This is a genomic window from Mycobacterium mantenii (assembly GCF_001667865.1).
Lineage (GTDB): Bacteria > Actinomycetota > Actinomycetes > Mycobacteriales > Mycobacteriaceae > Mycobacterium > Mycobacterium mantenii_A.
Genome location: NZ_LZJP01000110.1, coordinates 178,903 through 198,729, shown reverse-complemented (window position 1 = coordinate 198,729; position 19,827 = coordinate 178,903). Strand labels below are relative to the sequence as shown.

General features: G+C 63.2%; 25 protein-coding genes. 8 read left to right on the top strand and 17 right to left on the bottom strand.

Annotated elements, in window-relative coordinates; translation table 11 throughout:
- The first annotated feature begins 134 nt into the window (after nt 1–134).
- From A5688_RS28225 to A5688_RS21620, 5 genes are all read left to right on the top strand, one after another.
- Nucleotides 135–329 carry a hypothetical protein gene (locus A5688_RS28225; RefSeq protein WP_067912718.1) on the top strand — a complete coding sequence of 65 codons (195 nt, stop codon included), beginning with the start codon at nt 135–137 and terminating at the stop codon, nt 327–329.
- Nucleotides 290–856, top strand: a complete 567-nt coding sequence (locus A5688_RS21640) for a GNAT family N-acetyltransferase (protein ID WP_242663220.1) — start codon at nt 290–292, stop codon at nt 854–856. Before A5688_RS28225 ends, A5688_RS21640 begins: the two co-directional genes overlap by 40 nt.
- Before the next feature lie 293 nt (nt 857–1,149).
- Nucleotides 1,150–1,665, top strand: a complete 516-nt coding sequence (locus A5688_RS21630) for a YkgB family protein (RefSeq protein ID WP_067836815.1) — start codon at nt 1,150–1,152, stop codon at nt 1,663–1,665.
- 49 nt (nt 1,666–1,714) lie between these two features.
- Nucleotides 1,715–2,953, top strand: a complete 1,239-nt coding sequence (locus A5688_RS21625) for a thiolase family protein (protein ID WP_067912724.1) — start codon at nt 1,715–1,717, stop codon at nt 2,951–2,953.
- Between the two features lie 81 nt (nt 2,954–3,034).
- Nucleotides 3,035–4,063, top strand: coding sequence for an NAD(P)/FAD-dependent oxidoreductase (locus A5688_RS21620; protein ID WP_082955150.1), 1,029 nt, complete (start codon nt 3,035–3,037; stop codon nt 4,061–4,063).
- Here A5688_RS21620 and A5688_RS21615 read toward each other — a convergent pair.
- The 12 genes from A5688_RS21615 to A5688_RS27805 form a co-directional block, all read right to left on the bottom strand.
- Nucleotides 4,000–4,491, bottom strand: a complete 492-nt coding sequence (locus A5688_RS21615) for a DUF421 domain-containing protein (protein ID WP_068268267.1) — start codon at nt 4,489–4,491, stop codon at nt 4,000–4,002. The genes A5688_RS21620 and A5688_RS21615 overlap by 64 nt on opposite strands.
- 87 nt (nt 4,492–4,578) lie before the next feature.
- Nucleotides 4,579–5,007 (bottom strand): Rid family hydrolase, encoded by a 429-nt coding sequence (locus A5688_RS21610; protein ID WP_067912727.1) that lies wholly within the window; start codon nt 5,005–5,007, stop codon nt 4,579–4,581.
- 81 nt (nt 5,008–5,088) lie between these two features.
- Nucleotides 5,089–5,739, bottom strand: coding sequence for an RraA family protein (locus tag A5688_RS21605; RefSeq protein WP_067912730.1), 651 nt, complete (start codon nt 5,737–5,739; stop codon nt 5,089–5,091).
- Complete coding sequence (locus tag A5688_RS21600; protein WP_067836828.1) at nt 5,739–6,014, bottom strand: DUF6510 family protein; 276 nt, start codon at nt 6,012–6,014, stop codon at nt 5,739–5,741. The genes A5688_RS21605 and A5688_RS21600 overlap by 1 nt, the downstream gene beginning before the upstream one ends.
- 14 nt (nt 6,015–6,028) lie before the next feature.
- A complete protein-coding gene (locus A5688_RS21595; protein ID WP_067836831.1) occupies nt 6,029–6,757 on the bottom strand; it encodes a ferredoxin reductase in 729 nt (242 codons plus the stop codon).
- 14 nt (nt 6,758–6,771) lie between these two features.
- Nucleotides 6,772–7,371 (bottom strand): sulfite oxidase-like oxidoreductase, encoded by a 600-nt coding sequence (locus A5688_RS21590; RefSeq protein ID WP_067912733.1) that lies wholly within the window; start codon nt 7,369–7,371, stop codon nt 6,772–6,774.
- 28 nt (nt 7,372–7,399) lie between these two features.
- Nucleotides 7,400–8,767: an NAD(P)/FAD-dependent oxidoreductase gene (locus A5688_RS21585; RefSeq protein WP_067912736.1), complete on the bottom strand. Its 1,368-nt coding sequence runs from the start codon at nt 8,765–8,767 to the stop codon at nt 7,400–7,402.
- Nucleotides 8,768–9,006: 239 nt separating this feature from the next.
- Nucleotides 9,007–9,477, bottom strand: a complete 471-nt coding sequence (locus tag A5688_RS21580) for a DM13 domain-containing protein (RefSeq protein ID WP_067912765.1) — start codon at nt 9,475–9,477, stop codon at nt 9,007–9,009.
- Nucleotides 9,478–9,527: 50 nt separating this feature from the next.
- Nucleotides 9,528–10,943: an NAD(P)H-quinone dehydrogenase gene (locus A5688_RS21575; protein WP_067912739.1), complete on the bottom strand. Its 1,416-nt coding sequence runs from the start codon at nt 10,941–10,943 to the stop codon at nt 9,528–9,530.
- A 35-nt stretch (nt 10,944–10,978) separates the two neighbouring features.
- The gene (locus A5688_RS21570) at nt 10,979–11,446 is read right to left on the bottom strand and encodes a DUF5709 domain-containing protein (RefSeq protein ID WP_067836841.1); all 468 of its coding nucleotides are present in this window, start codon (nt 11,444–11,446) and stop codon (nt 10,979–10,981) included.
- Nucleotides 11,447–11,468: 22 nt separating this feature from the next.
- On the bottom strand, nt 11,469–11,858 hold the full coding sequence (locus tag A5688_RS27065; RefSeq protein ID WP_207546720.1) for a four-helix bundle copper-binding protein: 390 nt from the start codon (nt 11,856–11,858) through the stop codon (nt 11,469–11,471).
- A gap of 240 nt (nt 11,859–12,098) precedes the next feature.
- Complete coding sequence (locus A5688_RS27805) at nt 12,099–12,260, bottom strand: hypothetical protein (protein WP_165606964.1); 162 nt, start codon at nt 12,258–12,260, stop codon at nt 12,099–12,101.
- Nucleotides 12,261–12,309: 49 nt separating this feature from the next.
- On the opposite strand from A5688_RS27805, the gene A5688_RS28445 reads away from it, so the two are divergent.
- Together A5688_RS28445 and A5688_RS27800 are read left to right on the top strand one after the other, a co-directional pair.
- Nucleotides 12,310–13,269 (top strand): sigma-70 family RNA polymerase sigma factor, encoded by a 960-nt coding sequence (locus A5688_RS28445; protein ID WP_347559126.1) that lies wholly within the window; start codon nt 12,310–12,312, stop codon nt 13,267–13,269.
- A gap of 62 nt (nt 13,270–13,331) precedes the next feature.
- Nucleotides 13,332–13,505: a hypothetical protein gene (locus A5688_RS27800; RefSeq protein ID WP_165606965.1), complete on the top strand. Its 174-nt coding sequence runs from the start codon at nt 13,332–13,334 to the stop codon at nt 13,503–13,505.
- Nucleotides 13,506–13,716: 211 nt separating this feature from the next.
- Here the strand turns inward: A5688_RS27800 and ctaD are convergent, their stop codons facing one another.
- The 5 genes from ctaD to A5688_RS21540 form a co-directional block, all read right to left on the bottom strand.
- Nucleotides 13,717–15,423 carry an aa3-type cytochrome oxidase subunit I gene (gene ctaD, locus A5688_RS21560; RefSeq protein WP_067912742.1) on the bottom strand — a complete coding sequence of 569 codons (1,707 nt, stop codon included), beginning with the start codon at nt 15,421–15,423 and terminating at the stop codon, nt 13,717–13,719.
- 44 nt (nt 15,424–15,467) lie between these two features.
- Nucleotides 15,468–16,556, bottom strand: coding sequence for a transaldolase (gene tal / locus A5688_RS21555; protein ID WP_067836850.1), 1,089 nt, complete (start codon nt 16,554–16,556; stop codon nt 15,468–15,470).
- 156 nt (nt 16,557–16,712) lie between these two features.
- Nucleotides 16,713–17,270 (bottom strand): peptide-methionine (S)-S-oxide reductase MsrA, encoded by a 558-nt coding sequence (gene msrA / locus A5688_RS21550; protein WP_067836852.1) that lies wholly within the window; start codon nt 17,268–17,270, stop codon nt 16,713–16,715.
- Nucleotides 17,267–17,755, bottom strand: a complete 489-nt coding sequence (gene msrB / locus A5688_RS21545; RefSeq protein WP_067836855.1) for a peptide-methionine (R)-S-oxide reductase MsrB — start codon at nt 17,753–17,755, stop codon at nt 17,267–17,269. Before msrB ends, msrA begins: the two co-directional genes overlap by 4 nt.
- 73 nt (nt 17,756–17,828) lie before the next feature.
- A complete protein-coding gene (locus A5688_RS21540) occupies nt 17,829–18,599 on the bottom strand; it encodes an SDR family NAD(P)-dependent oxidoreductase (RefSeq protein WP_067912745.1) in 771 nt (256 codons plus the stop codon).
- Between the two features lie 541 nt (nt 18,600–19,140).
- Here A5688_RS21540 and A5688_RS28585 point away from each other — a divergent pair.
- Nucleotides 19,141–19,452, top strand: a complete 312-nt coding sequence (locus tag A5688_RS28585; protein WP_082951287.1) for an antibiotic biosynthesis monooxygenase — start codon at nt 19,141–19,143, stop codon at nt 19,450–19,452.
- Nucleotides 19,453–19,827: the final 375 nt, after the last annotated feature.

Below are 19,827 nucleotides of genomic sequence, written 5' to 3'. Positions count from 1 at the left end.
ATGAGTTTCGGATCAACGGGTTGCTCCGGGCTGGGTGAAAAATCGCTCTGCGAAAGACCCAATAACGGAGGACGTGTGATTACAAGGCACTCCGTCACGGGACAACCGCGGGCCCGGACCAATACGTTGAACCAATGAGTAACGTCAACAAGGACTTTCGCGGATACGCGGAGGCCATCGCTGCTGAGGACTGGGTGATCGATGCAGAAGACGTCGATGATTTTTGGGTGCCGTACCAACTGCGTGCAGACAACGCTAGGAGCCTAATGGTTGCGCATCGTCACGTTGAATCGGACGCCGACGCGCGGCGCATCAGCACCCCCGGCTGACGTTACGGCCGTGGCGGCTCGATGACGATCTCGCCGCTCATGCCATATACGGTGCGCCCGAAGTGACGCGTTGGCTGCGTCCGGCCCTGTCCCCCATCGTCGATGGGACCGAAATGCGACGCGTCCTGGCGGCGTGGATCGCCGAAAGCGACCCGACCGGGCTGCCGTTGGGCCGATGGGCGATCACCGACAGAGACTCCGGCGACGTGATCGGGGGCGTGGCCCTGCTCCCATTGCCGCCGGGCGGCACGGATCTAGAAATCGGGTGGCAGCTGTCTCCGAAGGCCTGGGGCTACGGGTATGGCGCGGAAGCGGGTCACGCGGTCGCCCATCAAGCATTCGAAAACCTCGGTGTCAGTGAGGTCTTCGCAGTCGTGCGACCGGACAATCGCCGTGGTGTGGCTACCGCCCGACGGGTAGGAATGGAATGGGTCGGCGAGACCGACAAGTACTACAACCTCACGCTACAGGTCTACCGTCTGACGAAGGCCGATCTGGACCTACCGGAGCCGGCGTGCGCGGGATGAACCCGGACGGAAGGGCGTCGTAGCGCACCCGTTGCCGGTCGGCGTCGCTGTCTGGCTAACAGACGAGCCCGACGCGATACCCGTGGTGACCAAGTGGTGTCGCTGCAGGTCCGAACTACTCTGCCGCACAACGGCTTATCGCCATCTCACCCGGGTGAATTGCACCGGTGGATGACGACAACTCACCCTCTGCGCAGAGATCCTGGTCGCTGATCTGGGCCGCAACCGAAACCGCCTGGAGCACCGCGTCGACAGCCACGCGGTGAAACGCATACACACAGAACGGAGACCACATGTCGCAGGGTGAGGCCACCGCCGTGATGACTGATAGGCCAGGAAAGTCTCGAACGACCGACATTGCGCCTCTTGTCGCACGCTATGGTCTGGTCATCGTCTTGGCCTGGTTCGGCGCCATGAAATTTACTCACTATGAATCCCAAGGTATTTCGCATTGGGTGGCCAACAGCCCCTTCTTGGGTTGGATCTACGAGATCATTTCCATCGATGCGTTTGGTCGATTGAACGGATCGATAGAATTGATCACTGCGGCACTGCTGGCCGTCAAACCATGGTTCCCCAGGGCTTCCGTGGTGGGCGGCGCCTTCGCCTCGCTGTTCTTCGTGACCACGCTGAGCTTCATGATCACGACCCCCGGGGTCGGCGAGGCGTCTGCTGGTGGCTTCCCCGTTTTGTCCGCCGACGGGGAATTCTTGATGAAGGACATCGCACTCTTCGGCTTAGCGCTGTGGCTGCTGGTGGACGCGATTGACGCAACCCGCAGACAGGTGACGCTCGCCAAAACGGGCTGACACCTCACGCTGATGAAGTTGCGCGCTATGCATGCGGAAAAGGGTAGCGATGACTGAGGCTTATGTTTTGGGTGGCGTACGAACCCCGTTCACCCGCTATGGCGGCACATTGTCGGGTATTCGGCCCGATGACTTGCTGGGTATGACGATGAAGGGCGCGTGCGACCGGCTCGGTGTGCCGCTCAATGCCGTGGAAGACATCGTGGCGGGTTGCGTGAACCCTGCTCACGAAGGCATGGGCGATGTCGCCCGGTGGGCGGCATTGGCTGCCGGTTTTCCTGACACTGCGGCCGGGGCCACCGTGAACAGATTTTGCGGATCATCACTGACCGCGGCGGTGACCATTAGCCATGCGATCAAAGCCGGCGACCTCGGCCTGGGTATCGCCTGTGGAGTCGAGTCGATGTCACGATCGGGGTGGGCGCTGATGAAGGGCGACGCAGCGTTCAGTCCCCGGGGTCCGGTCCTCATGCTCGACACCATGTGGAGCGGCGCTGGAGGACCGCCCAACCCGGTTTTGTTGGCCCGCAACGCTTACATCAGCATGATCGAGACCGCGCAAAATGTCGCCGACCGCTACTCACTGGACCGCGAGGAGATCGATGCCTTTGCGCTGCGGTCCCAGCAACATGCCAAGGCTGCGCGTGATCGAGGTCGGCTAGCCAAAGAGATTATGCCCGTGCCGCTTCCGGCGACAAAAAAGGCACCGGCCCGGCTGGCGGAACATGATGAGTTCATCCGTGATGACACCACCGCCGAGGCGCTGGCGGCTTTACCGGCCCAGCCCGGAACGACTCAAATGACGGCGGCCAACTCCTCGCCTTTGAGTGATGGTGCCAGTGCCGTAGTCATCGCTTCCGGACAGCGAGCCAGCGACCTCGGCATCCAGCCGCTAGCCCGAGTGGTATCGAGTGCGGTCTATGGCATCGACCCGCTCATTATGGGCGTGGCCCCCGCATGGGCGATCCCGGCCGCGATCCGGCGGGCAGGACTCAGCCCCGAGCAGATCGACGTGTGGGAGGTGCACGAGGCGTTCAGCGCCCAGGCGCTGGGCGTGCTGCGGGAATTGCCAAACCAGCTAGACGGTTTCGTGGTGCCCGATGACAAGCTGACACCCAATGGCGGTGCGGTCGCGATCGGACATCCATTCGGGGCTACGGGTACTCGCTATTTGTTGACGCTGGCGACCGAACTGCGTGAACGAGCCGCCCATTATGGAGTGATCGGGGTCTGTATCGGCTCTGGTCAGGCCGTAGCAGTCGTGTTGGAAAACGTTGGCGCAGACTAGAAGGCGGGCACTCCCACCGCGACAACACCGAGGGCGGGCACGCTTGACCCACGACGCTCCAGATCGGGCCCACACCGATTGATGGCCGACACAACCCGGATTCGTGATGTCATCGTTGTCGGGTCAGGTCCAGCCGGATACACCGCGGCGATCTATTCGGCTCGGGCCGGACTGGACACCCTGGTCGTCGAAGGCCACCAGCCCGGCGGGGCGCTGTTAGCTGCCGGGCAGGTAGACAACTACCCCGGTGTCGCGCCATCCGTCGCGGGTCCCGCGCTGGCTGCCGCGATGCGGTGGCAGGCGCAGCAGTTCGGCGCGGAGCTCTACCCCGGCTACGTCGACAGATTCGATCTTGGCGGCGCGGTCAAGACGGTCGGCGTGCGCGATGCCCAATACCACGGCCGTGCAATCATTCTCGCCCTGGGCTCAGCGGGCCGGCCCCTCAACGTGGCGGGCGAACGCGAGCTCCTCGGCCGCGGCGTGAGCACCAGCGCGAAACGCGACGGCGCACAGTTCTCCGGTCGTGACGTCGCCGTCATCGGCGGCGGCGACGGTGCCGTTGAAGAGGCGCTTCACCTTGTGCCGCTGGCCCGCCGCGTCACCCTCGTCCACCATCGCCCCCGACTACGGGCATCACCCATCGCCGTCGCTCGCCTGCGGGCACATCCCAACGTCGCGATCCTGACAAACACCGAAGTGCTGGCCGTACACGGCGCCCAACATGTCACCGGGCTGCGCATACGCGACACGCGCCACGCCGGCGATTCCACCATCGCGGTTGCGGCCGTCTTCGTCGCTGTCGGCCAGAAACCGTGCTCGGGTCTCTTGATCGGACTCGTCGACCTAGATGCCGGTGGCCACATCGTGACCAATGGCGATACAACCCGTACCTCCCTGGAGGGCGTATTCGCCGCCGGTGACCTGATCGACCGCCGCTACCGCCAGGCAGTCACCGCCGCAGCCAGTGGCTGCGCGGCCGCACTCGATGCGCAGCGCTGGCTGAGCCAACCGCACTGCTATCGAACCGAATCCGAGAACCGTGCCGATCACCCGCCCCCATCCGTTAACAGAACGGAAATCGCGCCTTTGGCTTCGAAGACCGCGAGGTGAATACGATCGGAGCTTTCGTGTCCGTGCTGCCGTAGCACAGCTTCGAGATCGGCGATGGTTAGTCCGCACCGACGCAGGTTGCGCCGGTCGACGTGACCGTTGCGGATCAGCACTTTCAGAGGCGGATCGATGACACGCCGAATCCCCGGAATGAACCGCAATCTCGCTAGTACCGCGTGGGTGGCGAGAAGACAAATGAGCGCCGCGGTTGCGTTGAGCCACGTGGTATCGCTGGCGGTAGCAGCCCGACCGACGATGGCTCCGGCGGCGACCGCCGCGATCCAGTCGAACGGAGCGAATTCGGCAAGGGTGCGGCGCTCCATGAAGCGAAACAAGATCGCAGCCGTGAGGAACAGCGCGGAGGTTTTGATGGCGGCATCGACGGCACCGGCCGGGTCACCGATCAGGACATGAAGTATTCGGTCCACGGGTGCCTCCGTTTCAGGAGTCAGTCATCGACTTTTGCGGCCTTGCCCGGTGCCCAGGGGCGACGCTTCGCGACCTGGTACCGGCGTCTACTTGCTGCCGGATCCGATGATGGCGACGACCTCGATCTCGACGTGCTGGCCGGGCAGTGCGAGCGCCTCGACGCCGAGCGCGGTCCACAGCGGCAGAGTTTCGCCGAACCTCTTGCGGAACTGGTCCACCATCACCGACATGTGTTGATTACCAATGGAATCATCTTCGGTCGGAACGTGGTAGGAGTGGACGTTCACGACGTCGCGCCAACCGGCGCCGGCCTCAGCGAGGGTCTTTTCCACGTTGTCGCATGCCTTGACGATCTCATCCTCCAGGGACGTGGCCGTCAAGGTGAAGTCCGCGTCCCAGCCGCCTTGGCCGGAGATCTCGATGCGATCGCCGATGCGTAGGGCTTGCCTGTAGCGGTTGCGGGTACGGGCGATCTCGCCGTATCCGGGGGTGTCGAAGAATTCGATCTTGGCCATGCGGGCGGTTTCCTCTCATCGTTGATTGTCAGAAGCGTGGTCGTGGACGGCACAAAGTTCGGTTTGCTAGCGGTAGGCCCGTCAGTTCTCATTGCCTCCCGGTGTAGTTGGGGTTTCGCCTCTGATGGTGGCGATGGCCTCCGCGTCCTCCCCCGCGACTTGGTTGGCGGCGCGTAGTACGGCGCGCACGTCGCCGGCGGGTACGACGGCGGCGCCGGAGGCGTCGGCGAAGACGTAGTCGCCCGGACGGACCGCCACACCGGCGACCACGACCGGGCGGTTCGCCTCGTACGGGGTGACGACGTCGCCGCCCCACCGCGTCGTTTCGCCTCGGCAATAGATGGCGAGATCGTAGAGTTCGAGCTCGGCGAAGTCGCGCAGCCGCCCGTCCGCGAGAATGCCGGCGAGCCGGTGGTTTTGGACACGCGACAGCTTTGTACCACCGCCCAGTGACGCATCGGTGTAGCCGTTGCTGGCCAGGACCAACACGTGCCCGTCGGCGCCGCCTTCGATGGCGTCGTAGAACAACCTCTTGAAGTTGTAGCGCTCGGCGGGGAGAGCGGCCCGGCACGCCGGGAAATACGAGATGGTCACGGCAGGGCCAAACAGCCGGCGACCGGGTGTCGGGCTCACCAAATCGAGAAGATGACAACGATGTTGGTGCCCTCGCCCCATGGCGTCCACGATGTCGGCGGTGCGCACGCGACCGGCGAGCGCGTCGAGGGACTCCATCAGCGGGCGGAGATCGGAACTCGCCAGGACTGGGCACCTCGGAGGTCGAGCCACACATCGGTGGGCGTTCGCACCAGCCGGGCCAGGACGTCTCCGCAGCACGGGCAGCGCACCACGATGCCGGGCCCGCGGTGATAGACGTGACTGTCAGCGAAAGCTTGGGTGCGACAACATTTCCCGCAGGTCAACATCGCGGTGGTCACATCGAATCCCAGCACTTCTGCGAAGGCACCGGCGGCCGCGTTACCGTCGACGTGCATCGGTTCGCTCATCATTCCTCGTTCCTGGATTAGTTGCTCGGCCCGAAGCGCTCGGTCCGGATGGCTGACGGCCGATGCCCCTGCTCGATCAGCTTCGCGGTCACCGATTCCACGAATCCCGTTGGACCGCAAACGTAGACGCGTGCACCTTCGGCCAGCGCCCACCCGGGCGTTGAGAGATCAGCGCCGCGGACCCGGCCGGGCGGCCGAGCCGCCTGCGGCGCGGCCATGCGCGTGTAGACCAGCGAGACCTGCAACCAGCCACATTCGCGCTCGAGCCGGCCCAGCTCTCGGGCGTAGTACACGTCTGCGGGACTGCGCACTGAATAGACCAGCCGAAAGTCGGCGCCGCCCGCCACTACCCGCTGTCGCAACATGGCCATCAACGGCACGATTCCCGATCCGCCGCCGACGAGCAGAACCCGAGCCTGCCCGTCAGGCCGCCAGACGAACCAACCGCCGATGGGTCCACGAAGTTCGATCTCGTCTCCGGCAACAAGTCCGGTCAGGTAGGGCGAGACTTCCCCGTCGGGAATCTGCTGCACGGTGAGTTCGATGCGCTCACCGTCGGCCGGCCTGTTCAGCGAGTAACTGCGCTGCGCGCTGTACCCGTCCTCGGCGGTCAGCTTGAGATCGATGTGCTGGCCGGCCAAGTGGCCGCTCCAGCCAGGTACGGTCAGCCCGATCGTTTGCGCAGACTCGGTCTCGGGTTCAGAGTCCACCACACGCGCGACCCGCCAGCGCAACTTCGGTTCCATGTCGCAAGCCGTCGTCAATCCCCGGCGTAGCGTTGTTCTTGCCACGGGTCGCCGTAACTGTGGTACCCCAACCGCTCCCAGAATCCCGGCGCGTCGATGTCGCGCAGCTCAATGGATCTCACCCACTTCGCGGACTTCCAGAAATACAGGTGGGGCACCAGCAGCCGTGCCGGGCCGCCATGTATCGGGCTAAGCGGTGCGCCCTGGTACGCGTAGACGATCCAAGCCTTTCCACCGAGAAGATCGCTCACCGGAAGGTTGGTGGTGTAGCCGCCGTAGGAACCGACCAGTGCGAATCCAGCAGCGGTATCGGTCGATTCGAAAAGTGTGTCCAGAGAAACACCTTGCCACTCGGTATTCAGCTTGGACCACGTGGTGACGCAGTGGATGTCCACGCTGAGCCGCTCGCTGGGCAGGAGCTTGAACTGGGCCCAGGTCCACGAGTTTTCGGCGCCGAGCTCATCGCGAATGGTGAATCGCCAGTCATCAAGATTGATCCGCGGTGTCGGTCCTGCTTGCAGGACGGGGAAGTCCGCGGTCAGATGCTGACCGGGCGGCAGCGTACGGATTGACTCACCGCGTCGGCCGCGAAAGCCTTTGTTGACGATACTCATTAATGTTCACAACGCCGTTCGTCAAATATCATCCTGCCACCGCCGCCTTCGGTAGCTGGACGGCTTCGCCGGGCGTGAACTGCGCGTCAGCACCGCAAGCGAATCCCATGGACAGCACCGTACGGGCGAAGAAGACGTCGGTGAGATATGCCAGTGCGACCGCCCAGCGATTGACGAGCCGCGGAAGCGCGTAGAGGTGGTAGGCGCGGGCGACAAACTTGGCGGGATAACCCGATAGGTGCACACCTAGCGGGTTGGCGACTGCGTAGCGCGGACCCAAGTCGACGACCATACCCTTGTCACTGTGGCAGTAGTCCTTCCGCTCGCCGTAGCCGAGACTTGCGGCAACGTTGCGGGCCAACGTCTTACCTTGCCGGGTCGCGTGCTGGGCGGTCGGCGGGGCGATCCTGCCCGGCTTAGTGAGATCCGGAACGGCCGCGGCGTCCCCCGCGGCAAACACATCGGGGTGACCTGGCACCTGCAAATCGGTCCGCACCTTCAGCCGACCCCGCTCGGTTTCCAAGCCCAGCGTGGCTATCAGCGGTGACGGGGTCACGCCGGCCACCCACGCCACCGTGTACGTACCGACGCGCGAATCATCGGTGAGCACAACATGATCGGCATGAACCTCCTTTAGGCTCGTGCCCAGCCGCACGTCGATTCCGCGAGAGCGCAGCACGCGCATCGCCGCGTCGCCCAGCTTCTGCCCCAGCTCGGGCATGACGTGGTCGGCGAAGTCCAGCAGCACAAACCGCACCGAGGCCCGATCGAAGCCCATCTGCTTCGCCGCTGCGTCGGCGAGCGCACGCAGCTGCGCCGTCAATTCGGAACCGGAATACGATGCACCGACAACGACAATCGTGCGTCGCGCGGCCGCGCGCGCTTTGTTTTCGTCGACGCACGCCAGCTCCAACTGCTCGATCACACGATCACGCAGATACAGCGCCTGGGCCGTCGACTTCAGCCCGTGTGCGTGTTTGGCCAAACCGGGCGTATCGAACAGCCGGGTCACCGAGCCGGGTGTCAACACCAGCCGATCCCACGACAGCGTGCGTGATTGGCCCTCTGGATCGGTGAACGAGAGCATACGCCGATCGAAGTCAACGCTGTCGACCCGGCCGCGCACCGCCCGCACGCCCTTGAGCGTTCCGGCCAGCGGAACACAGACAAACCGCGGGTCGACCAGCCCACCGGCGACGTCCGCCAGCAATGGCGTGTACTGCAGGTAATCGACCGGCGAAACGATGATCACCCTCACATCCGAGGCGCGCGCCCTGTCCAACCGTCGCACCAGTAGGCGCGCGCACTCGAAAGCGGCGAACCCGCTGCCGACGATCACAACCGAGGTGCTCGGTTCCGCCTTCGCCGGTTGACGCTGAAGTGGGACCGCCTTCATATCTCTTCTCCTGTTTGGTATTCAGACATCCACGTGGGGCCGGGGACCAATCGCGCGAGGTCGTGGTGTTCCTTGGTTGGCCACGGCGTCCTGGACTGCCGCGTGGTGGACAGCTGTTGAGATCTCCAGCACGAGGATCGCCCGAGCCTGATCGGTCTGTCACCACCCCTCAGCACGATTCACCCGGGTGATAAGTCGAAGCCGCGGCGACCGATCATCGGACGGAAGGACTCATTCGATCAGGGGCGCAATTGGGCCGCACCGAAGGACACCCTGAAGCGCTCGCACCACAGAATTACGCTGCTGAGTGCGTGGGTGTCGGCGCCGTTGGGCACGGCGTAGCCGACGTTACCCCGGTTGACGCGCAGGCGGCCGAGGTCTATGTGGGTGCTGTGTGCAAACTTTCGCCACGGGAACCTGGCATTGTCGACTGGTGCGTCGCTGAGCCATACGCGCAATCGTGGCCCCAGAGTGGTATGCAGGTTTTCCAGCCGCAGGATCTGTGCCTCGTCACCGAGGATAATGAGGCGAGCTACACCGCTGGTTCGGTGGAGGTGAGCGGTAAATTCTCCACAGCAGGTGGTCTGCGCTCCAGGCGGCGGCCTTTCATCGGCGGCGGTCCTGATCAACAACTTCCACGGCTGCAGCCACCACAGGGCCACAGGCAGTCCGACGATGGTGATCGCTCGTCGAGCGACGCGACACGTCATCAACGGCCACCGGAACCACAGAGCCTTGGTCGGCCTAATTGCGTTGCGCATCAGTTCAGATCGTCGCTGGCTATGAGCCGGCGCGCCGCCTCGGTAACCGAGCCGGACAGCGACGGATAGATCGCAAGCGTCTGCGCCAAATCGTCGACGGTGATGCGGTTTTGCACAGCCATCGCGATCGGTAGTATCAATTCCGAAGCGATTGGCGCGACCACCACGCCACCGATTACGACGCCGCTGTCCTGCCGGCAAAATAGTTTGACGAAGCCGTGGTGCAGCTCCGACATTTTCGCCCGCGCATTGGTTTTCAACGGCAGCACGATGCTGCGAGCCTGAATCGAGCCGTCGTCGATCGCGGTCTGCGAGACGCCGACCGTCGCGACTTCTGGGTGGGTGAACACCGTCGCCGCGACGGTGCGCAGCCGGAGCGGGTTAACGGCTTCGCCGAGCGCGTGATACATCGCGATCCGGCCCTGCATCGCGGCAACCGAGGCTAGCGGCAGCAGACCAGTGCAGTCCCCCGCAGCGTAGATGCCCGCGACCGGTGTCCGCGAAACCCGGTCGACCGCAACGTAGTTGCCGGGCCCGGGTTCGATGCCCACGCGCTCTAGACCTAGCCGGCCGGTGTTGGGCACTGACCCAAGTGTCATCAATGCGTGGCTGCCTTCGACGGTGCGGCCGTCGGTCATTGTCACCAGCACCCCGTCGTCGGTGCGCGTCACGGATTGTGCGCGTGCCTGTTTGATCAGTTTGACGCCGCGTTGGGCGAATGATTCCTCGAGCACCTGCGCGGCGTCGGCATCCTCATGCGGCAACACCCGGTCGCGGCTGGCTACCATCGTTACGGTCACGCCCAGTTCGGTGTAGGCGTTGGCGAATTCGATGCCGGTCACCCCGCAACCCACCACGATAAGGTGGTCGGGCAGCGATGCCAGGTCGTAGAGCTGGCGCCAGGTCAGGATGCGCTCGCCGTCGGGCCGCGCGGACGGCAAGATCCGGGGGCTGGCGCCGGTGGCGATCAGCACCACATCGGCATCGCGGATCGTGGTCCTGCCGTCGCGCGCGGTCACCTTGACGCGGTGACGCGCCAGACCCGGCGCCGCATCAACCAGCTCGCCACGTCCCGCGATCAACTCGACACCCATGGTCAGCAGCTGGTTGGTGATATCCAGCGATTGCTCGGTAGCGAGCGTCTTGATCCGCTGGTGGATTTCCGCCAGACAGGTCTTGGCGTCGTCGATGTGAATGTCGAAACCCAGGCGGGTTGCCCGTCGCAGTTCAGTGCGCAGCCCCGTGGAGGCGATGAAGGTCTTCGATGGCACGCAGTCGCATAGCACCGCGGCGCCGCCGACCCCGTCGGAATCGACGACGGTGACGCGGGCCACGGCGGGATCTCGTGCGGCTGCAACCAATGCCGCCTCGTACCCGGCCGGGCCGCCGCCGAGGATCACAATGCGGGTCACCACAGCTCAGATCTCACCAAGTGGCCGGATGACAGGCATCAGAGACGCCATCCCTCACCGGCGCTGGTGGCTTCATCGACGACGATATGCATGGCGGCTTCCTCAGCCGAGGCACCGCCGCCGTCAACGCCGACGTCGTGGGCACGGTAATCCGTACCCGGATCCGTAGCGTCGATGTCGAAGGCGACGAGCCGACCTGCGCGCGTGTCGCCGACCTGATCGTCGATTGGCTCACCATCGCTGTCGGCGCTGTCACCGATTCCGTCGCCATCCCACTGATCGGTCACGTCGGGCACCTCACGGGCCAGTCGGCGCGCCAGACTTTCATGGGTCCGCGCTTCCCTCGCGGTGAGACCCCACGCCTGCAGTTCACGCGGGCGTTCCGGAGGTGAGTAGCCTTCGTCGAGGTCGATGCCGGTCTGTTCTGAGTCCAGGCTTTCTTCTGGTTCGAGCAGATGGGCTTGCACGTCATCGAATTCAGAAATCCCCATCAGCGCGATCTCCATTCACGCCCGTCCGATGGTTGTCTCATCCGAGCGCCTCAATAAGGTCGCGGCAGGCCCGTTCACAGCAACGGCATACGTCGGCGCACACGCGGCAATGCTCGTGTTTTGGCGCATGCTTGTCGCACTCGTCTGCGCTCGTCTTACAGGCGACGGCGCACGTTTGGAGCACCGTCCTAGTCAGGTTCGCGTCGTAGTCCGTGTGCCGGGACAGGACGCGTTGGGTTGTCGCGCAGACATCCGAGCAGTCGAGGCAAGTACGGATGCATTTCGTTAGGTGATGGACATCGTCCTCGCTGAGGCAGGCGTCTGCACACGCTGTGCAGGCTTGGTCGCATTCAATACAGGCGTCGATACATGCGATCAGCTTGGCTGTATCGATGCGGCCGAGATCTCGTGGATAGGTCTCCAGCATTCTCCTGGCGGCGCTCACTATGTCCTCCCTGTTCCGTACTAGCCTGCTCCACACAAGGTGCCGCTAGGGTGCGTGAGAATCCCGCTCTGCTTCTTACCCAACAGAACAACGGCCTGTGCGGGTGTAGACGTTAAAAGCATGGCGCGGCGGGGCGGAACTGTCGTCGCCCATCACCGTCATTCACCCGGGTGAAATTTGGACATCAGGTATCGGCAAGACCGGTGGATCAGGTCGGCAAGTTCACGGCAGCGGTCGATGCACGAGTTGTTCGGTGTTCAGCTCGTGGATGGCGTGCTCGACGACCGGGCCGATCGCGGGGGCCGAGAGCGTCAGCACGCGATACGGCAGATAGCCACAGCACCGACGGCCGACCCGATGCAGTAGGTGCCCGTGGGCGCTCATCCGGATGAATTGCCTCGGCGGGTGATGACCACTCACCCCGCGGCGATGGATGCTGGCACCGGATTGCCAAGCGGAGGTGCTGTGGACGCGACGAAATACCGTAGATGCGGTAACCGCTGTATGGGGCGGGGATCGGCCCAGGAAGGAACACGCCTGTACGCGGAGGCGACCACTTGTCTCTCGCAGGCGCCGTTTCTGGCTCGTGCAGCCGGTGGTCGGATACAGTACCTGCCAGTACTTTTCGCGATTGCAGGAACGTAGGGTGGGTCGCATGGGGGTGGAATGTACAACGGTGCCAGACGGCCGGTTGAACGCTCAATTTGAAAGCGCGGTCACCCCGCTCCTTGCGCCTCTCTATAGGCAAGCTCTTCGGATGACCTCCAATCGAGTTGATGCGGAGGATCTGGTGCAAGAAACAATGCTTAACGCTTATGCCGGTCTCCGGACATTCGAGCCAGGGACCAACCTCAAAGCATGGCTGAGGCGGATCATGACCAACACCTATATCAGCAGCTATCGGACGCAGAAGCGCCGTCCCGCGCAACACCCGGCTGGCGAGATCAGCGATCAACAGCTAGCGGCCCGTGCCCCACGCGAGCCTGGGGGCCTACGGTCGGCCGAAGATCAGGCGCTCGAGATGCTGCCGGACCCCGACCTCAAGGCGGCAATGGTGGTCTTGCCCGAGCAGTTTCGCATCGTGGTGTATCTCGCCGACATTGCGGGATACTCATACAAGGAGATCGCCACCATGACGGGCACCCGGCAAGGCACCGTAAGTTCGAGGCTCAACCGCGCACGAAAACAGTTGCGCGATCTGCTATCCGACTCGTCAATCAACCACGCGGCCAGCACAATCGACGAGGCCCGAGCGGAGCCACCCAACGGCGAGCAATTGTCAACGGCGCCGAGCGCAGCGGCCGTCATCCGGCCGGCGATGAGCACTGTTCGACGAAGGTCCAGCCACGGGTATGGATCTCATTCGACTCGATCGATAGAGCAGCAGGCCTGATGAATATATCGAGCGCCCGGCGCACGGCGAAGGCTTCCCGGTCTTCACCCCGGAGTGTCAGCGTGGCCCTACCAGCACCGGAACATCTCGCGTTCTATGCCGGCGTCGGTGCGATGGCGGTATTTGGGATCATGGAATGGCCCGTCGTCGCTGCGTTGGTGGTGGGTCACACACTTGTCAACGCGCAGCACAACAAGGTTCTTCAAGCACTTGGCGAGGCATTGGAAGAGGCCTAGTTGCAGCTCCAATAATTATGACTGGCAGCTGAATTGGTCACTGTGACTGCGTCCACAGGCCCCGCCCGCTCACCGCCCCGTAGGCCTTGCCAAGCGCGGCTATGGCGAGCCCGCCGACAATGCCACCAATAGCGCCAGCCATGTGGCCGCTCACATTTCCTCCTTGGTGTAGATCGAGTCTGCACCGCACTCGTGAACATTCCCGCGGCAGTTATCGCGTGTTCCTTCGGATCCGCTGAGAGTGGGCCTCACTGCGCATCCGTTGAATCATGTGCGGATAGTGCAGTTCGAAGGCTGGCCGCTCAGAGCGAATGCGGGGCAGTTCGGTGAAGTTATGCCGAGGGGGTGGGCTGCTGGTGGCCCACTCGAGGGAGTTGCCATAGCCCCATGGATCGTCGACGGTGACTGGTTCGCCGTAACGCCAGCTACGGAACACGTTCCACACGAACGGCAGCACCGAGGCCCCAAGGATGAGGGCCCCGATCGTCGAAACGACGTTGAGCGTCGTGAAGCCATCGGTTGGCAGGTAGTCGGCGTAGCGGCGCGGCATTCCTTTGCTGCCAAGCCAGTGTTGTACCAAAAACGTTGTGTGAAAACCGATCAGCGTCATCCAGAAGTGCAACTTGCCCAGCCGTTCGTCGAGTAGCCGCCCGGTTATCTTGGGAAACCAGAAATAGGCGCCGGCGTAAGTGGCGAACACGATGGTGCCGAACAACACGTAGTGGAAGTGGGCGACCACGAAGTAGGTGTCGGTGACGTGGAAGTCGATTGGCGGGCTGGCCAGCAGCACGCCCGACAGACCGCCGAGCAGAAAAGTCACCAAAAAGCCCACCGCGAAAAGCATCGGGGTTTCGAAGGTCAACTGACCCTTCCACATTGTGCCGATCCAATTGACGAATTTGATTCCGGTCGGCACCGCAATGAGGTAGGTGGCGAAGGAAAAAAATGGCAGCAGTACCGCACCGGTGGCATAGAGATGATGGGCCCACACCGCGATCGACAGGGCACCGATCGCGATGGTGGCATAGACCATGGTGGTGTAGCCGAACAACGGTTTACGAGAAAACACAGGGATGACTTCGGTGATGATGCCGAAGAAGGGCAGCGCGATGATGTAGACCTCAGGATGGCCGAAGAACCAGAACATGTGCTGCCACAACAGGACTCCGCCGTTTGCCGCGTCAAATACGTGTGCGCCAAGATGACGGTCGGCGGCCAACCCGAACAACGCCGCCGTCAACAGCGGGAACGCCACCAGCACCATGATGCTGGTGACCAGGATGTTCCAGGTGAAAACCGGCATCCGAAACATCGTCATGCCCGGCGCGCGCAGGCACACCACGGTGGTGATCATGTTGACTCCGCCGAGGATGGTGCCCAACCCACCGACGATGAGCCCGAGGATCCATAAGTCACCACCAGGGCCCGGGGAATGGACGGCGTCCGATAGCGGGGTGTAGGCCGTCCAGCCGAAGGCCGCCGGCCCACCGGGTGCGATAAAGCCGCCCAGGGCGATCAGTGCACCGAACACAAAGAGCCAGAATGACAATGCGTTGAGCCGCGGAAAGGCGACATCGGGCGCGCCGATCTGCAGGGGCAGCACCAGGTTGGCGAACCCGAACACGACCGGGGTCGCATAGAACAGCAGCATGACAGTGCCGTGCATGGTGAACAGTTGGTTGTATTGCTCGTTGGATAGAAACTGCAGCCCGGGTGCGGCCAGCTCGGCGCGGATCAGCAGCGCCATGAGGCCGCCGATGAAAAAGAATGTGAAGCATGCGACGACATACATGATCCCGATCATCTTGTGATCGGTCGTGGTGATCAGCCGGTAGATCAGGCTGCCCGCGGGGCCGGTACGCTCCGGAAACGGCCGGCTGGCCCGAAGCGCTCCTAACGGGGGCGCCGAGGTGGACATTGGATGGGTCTCCTAGATGCGTAAAAGTGAAGCGCGCCCAGCGTTTAGTGTTGAAGTGCCCGCGACCAGGACGCCGCGAACTTGGATACCCCGTCATGTTCGAGCACAGCGAACACGTCGGGCAGATCGACACCGACCGCGGTCAGCCGGTCGAACAATTCCCGCGCCTGAACCGCCTTGCCCGTCACGGTATCGCCCGCGACGACGCCGTGATCGGCCACCGCCTCCATTGTCGGCTCAGGAATGGTGCTGACCGTGTTTGGTGCCACCAGTTCGGTGACGTACATCGTGTCGGGGTAGGCGGTGTTCTTTACTCCGGTGGAGGCCCATAGGGGGCGTTGCACACGAGCACCCGCGGCGCGCAACGCGGCGAAGCGTGGCTCGGCCTCGAAGACCTGCTGATAGGCCGCGTAGGCCAATCGTGCGTTGGCGATACCCGTCTGTCCCCGCAGCGCGAGTGCCTCATTGGTACCGATCGCCTCGAGTCGCTTGTCGACTTCGGTGTCCACCCGGGATACGAACAGCGATGCCACCGAATGGATCTGCGATAGGTCAGCTCCCGCCTGCTGGGCGCCTTCGATGCCGGCCAGGTAGGCGTTCATCACCGCTCGGTGACGTTGGACGGAAAAGATCAGCGTCACGTTGACAGAGACACCTTTGGCCAATGTCGCGGTGATTGCGGGCAGCCCCGCGGTGGTGGCCGGAATTTTGATGAACACGTTGGGCCGGTGGACAATCTTGGCCAGCTCGACGGCCTGTGCGACTGTCGCATCGGTGTTGTGCGCCAGCGACGGGTCGACTTCAATGGACACTCTTCCGTCGACGCCGTCGGAGGCCTCCCATTGCGGGCGCAGCACATCGCACGCCGCCCGGACATCGTCGGTGATCGCCGTGCGGACTGCGGTGTCGATGTCAGTGCCGCGTGCCGTCAGCTCAGCGATCTGACCATCGTAGGCTCGGCCGTTTGCAAGCGCGTGCTCAAAGGTGGACGGGTTAGTCGTCACGCCGACAACGCTTCTCGTGTCGATCAGCTTTCGCAGCCTGCCGGATTGCAGCAGGCTGCGGGACAAGTCATCCAGCCAAACCGACACCCCCGCCGCCGATAGTGCGGCCAGATTCGGATTCTGAGTCATCCCATCGCCGCCGCTCGCCGATCGCTGGGCCGCGTTGAGACCCGTCCTGCGGCACGTGCGGCGGCAGAGAGCACCAACGGCGTGTACGCGCTAAACAGCACCTGCCAATCCGGCGGAGTTGTCCGGCCCCTGTCGTGTGTTACCGAGCCCATGTCGTTAATGAGTGGGCTTGGCATGTTCTGCCGTCGCTGCCTTTGCGCCGGCACCGTCATCGCCGCTGGGGACCGTCCACTCAGGACGGACGTAGTGGCAGGTGTAGCCGGACGGGTAGCGCTGCAGGTAGTTCTGGTGCTCGGGTTCGGCTTCCCAAAACTCGCCGGCCGGTGTGACCTCGGTGACGACTGCGCCGGGCCAGCGGCCTGACTCTTCGACGTCGGCAATGGTGCGCACCGCGATGTGCTTTTGCTCGTCGTCGAGATAGAAAATCGCTGACCGGTAACTGGTTCCGACATCGTTGCCCTGACGGTTCTTGGTGGTCGGGTCATGGATCTGGAAAAAGAATTCCAGCAGCGCCCGGTAATCGGTTTCGTCTGGGTCGTAGGTGATTTCGAGTGCCTCGGCGTGGCCGGGGTGATTGCGGTAGGTGGGATGCGCGTTGCTGCCGCCCGTGTAGCCGACACGAGTGGACACCACACCGGGCTGCCCGCGGAACAGGTCCTCCATGCCCCAAAAGCACCCGCCGGCGAGGACGGCGATCTTGTTGTGATCAGTCACGATTTCTGCTCGCTGACGCTCTGGCCCTGCTCGGACACGTCTTCCGCGAACAACCGCAGATATTGCCCATAACCCTCGGCTTTCAGGTCATCGCGGTGGATGAATCGCAGCGATGCCGAGTTGATGCAGTAGCGCAGCCCGCCGGCTTCTGCGGGGCCATCCGGGAAAACATGCCCCAGATGGCTATCGGCGTGTGCCGACCGCACCTCGACCCGTTCCATGAAGTGACTGCGGTCGCGCCGCTCAACGAGGCTGTCCGCACCGATGGGCCGAGTGAAGCTGGGCCAGCCACTTCCGCTGTCGAATTTGTTCACCGAGGCGAAAAGCGGTTCGCCAGAGACAATGTCGACATAGATGCCGGGTTCATGGTTATCGCAGTACTCGCCGGTGAACGGAGCCTCCGTACCGCTCTCCTGGGTGACGTGGTATTGCTCGGGGGTCAGCGCGTCGACCGCGGCAGGGTTCTTGCTGTATTGGTGTGACACCTGGTCTCCTTCATTCGCGCAAAAGTTGTGTTGGCGCGCTTGGTGTTTCGGTAGGTCCGCGGTTGCGGCTCGGTTAGTTGCGGCCGGCCATGATGCCGCCGTCGACATTCAGAATCGCGCCGGTGACCCAACTGGCCTCATCAGATAGCAGGTACGTCACGGCGTTGGCCACGTCGGCCGGGGTGCCGACTCGTCCCAGCGGATGAAGTGGTGCGAAAGTGGCTAGCGTGGCGTCGATCTCGTCCTTCGGGATAAAGCCCTCGTAGAGCGGGGTTTTGACGACCGCCGGTGCCACGGCGTTGACGCGAATCTTGTGCCCGGCAAGCTCGATGGCCAGATTATGGGTGAGCGCGTGCAACCCCGCTTTTTGCATCGAGTATCCCGACGATGGAGTCAGGCCGATCGCCTGATGGGCCCACATGCTCCCGATGTTGACGATCGAGCCTCCCTCACCGTGAGCGATCATCCCGTCAACGACGGTCTGCGTCAGGAAGAACAAGGCATAGTTGAGCTCCATGTAAGAGTCATAGGTCAGCGCGTCGTACTCGAGAAATGGCTTGGGCACAAAGAATCCGGCCGCGTTGACGAGCAGCGTCGCGTCGCTGTGATCCTCTGAAAGCGCCCGCTGCACGTCGCCGACCGCGCTGCGATCGGTCAACTCCGCAGTGATCCCCCAGGCTTGGCCACCTGCGCTGGTCAGCTCGGTCACGGTGTCATCGACACGGTCTTTCGACCGGCCGACGACGACCGCACTACCGCCGTGACGCACGATATCAACGGCGACCTGCCGCCCCATACCGGCGCTGCCTCCGACGACGATGGCCTTTTTGGAATCGAAGTGCATGGTGAAATCCTTCTGCTGCTAGTTCTTTGCGACTCCCGCTGGGCCCGTTGCCCGGCAAGAAGAGTTGTAGCCTTTGCGTCGACACCCGGTGCCCCGTATGTCGACGTTGAACTGGCTTTAGTCTGGGGTTCCGCGGGGTGAGCCGTCATCACCCCATCGTCGTTTCACCCGGGTGAGTTTTGGATCCCGAGGCCAACCGGGGACAAAAGGCGCTTATCAGTGTCGGCTGTCAATTGCGCCATGAGCGGCGCGGATCCGCGACATCAATCTCAGGCTGGAGCGCTAACGAGATAGGAGCCCCTTCGGATCGCTGAATTACGAACGCGCATTGGGCAATTCGGTGCAGTAAGAGGAGGGCAAAGCGGTGGCGAATGTCATTCACTAAGCCGGCGGCCACATCTAAACCCGACAGTCAATTCCGATGCGGATGAAGCAAATCAGACGTGCCGTTGCGTTACACAAATGACGGCGCCGGCGAGGCAGTCACTCGATCCCCGTGATGGCGCAAAGCCCTTGAGAAGATGGTGAAGGAGCGTCAACCATGTATGGGCCAGATGAAGAAGTAGTGCTGATCACCGAGGCCACGGCCTTGCCTGGCAGAGGGGACGACCTGCGACGTGCGTTTGTTACGTTAATCCCTCAGTCGCTGGCCGAAGGAGCCGTTCACACCTTTCGGCTGCATGAAGATCGCGATCGGCCAGGACATTTCACGCTTTACCAGCGGTTCCGCAACCAGCACGGTGTCGACCGGCACGTCCAAACCGATCATTTCGCGGTCAGCGTGGAATCGTTGGCCCAGTTCGCTGAGGGCGGCAAGGCCCAAACCACCTTCTACCGTGTACTGAGTCGCTAGGCCTTCCAAAACTCGAAAGATTTCGGGCCGCTACCCGAAAGCGACGTCGGCATCGTCCCACACCTGCACTTGAGCCAGGTGGCGCATCGTAGATGCGGCCCGATCCCGAGGCACGCAAGCCCGCCGTTACTGTGCATTGCCCGGGGGCGTCGGGTTCGTAGGACTCGTTGGGGTCGCAGAACTCGTGGGAGTCGTGGGAGTCATTGAAGTCGCAGAACTCGTAGGACTCGTAGGACTCGTGGGGGTCGTAGGACTCGTTGAGGTCGCAGGGCTCGTCGACCGCGCAGGGCTGGTAGGAGTCGTGGGGCTCGTCGGAGTCGGAGGAGTCGTGGGCGTGGTACTCGCAAGACCCGGGCCTTCGCCGCACCAGTCCGC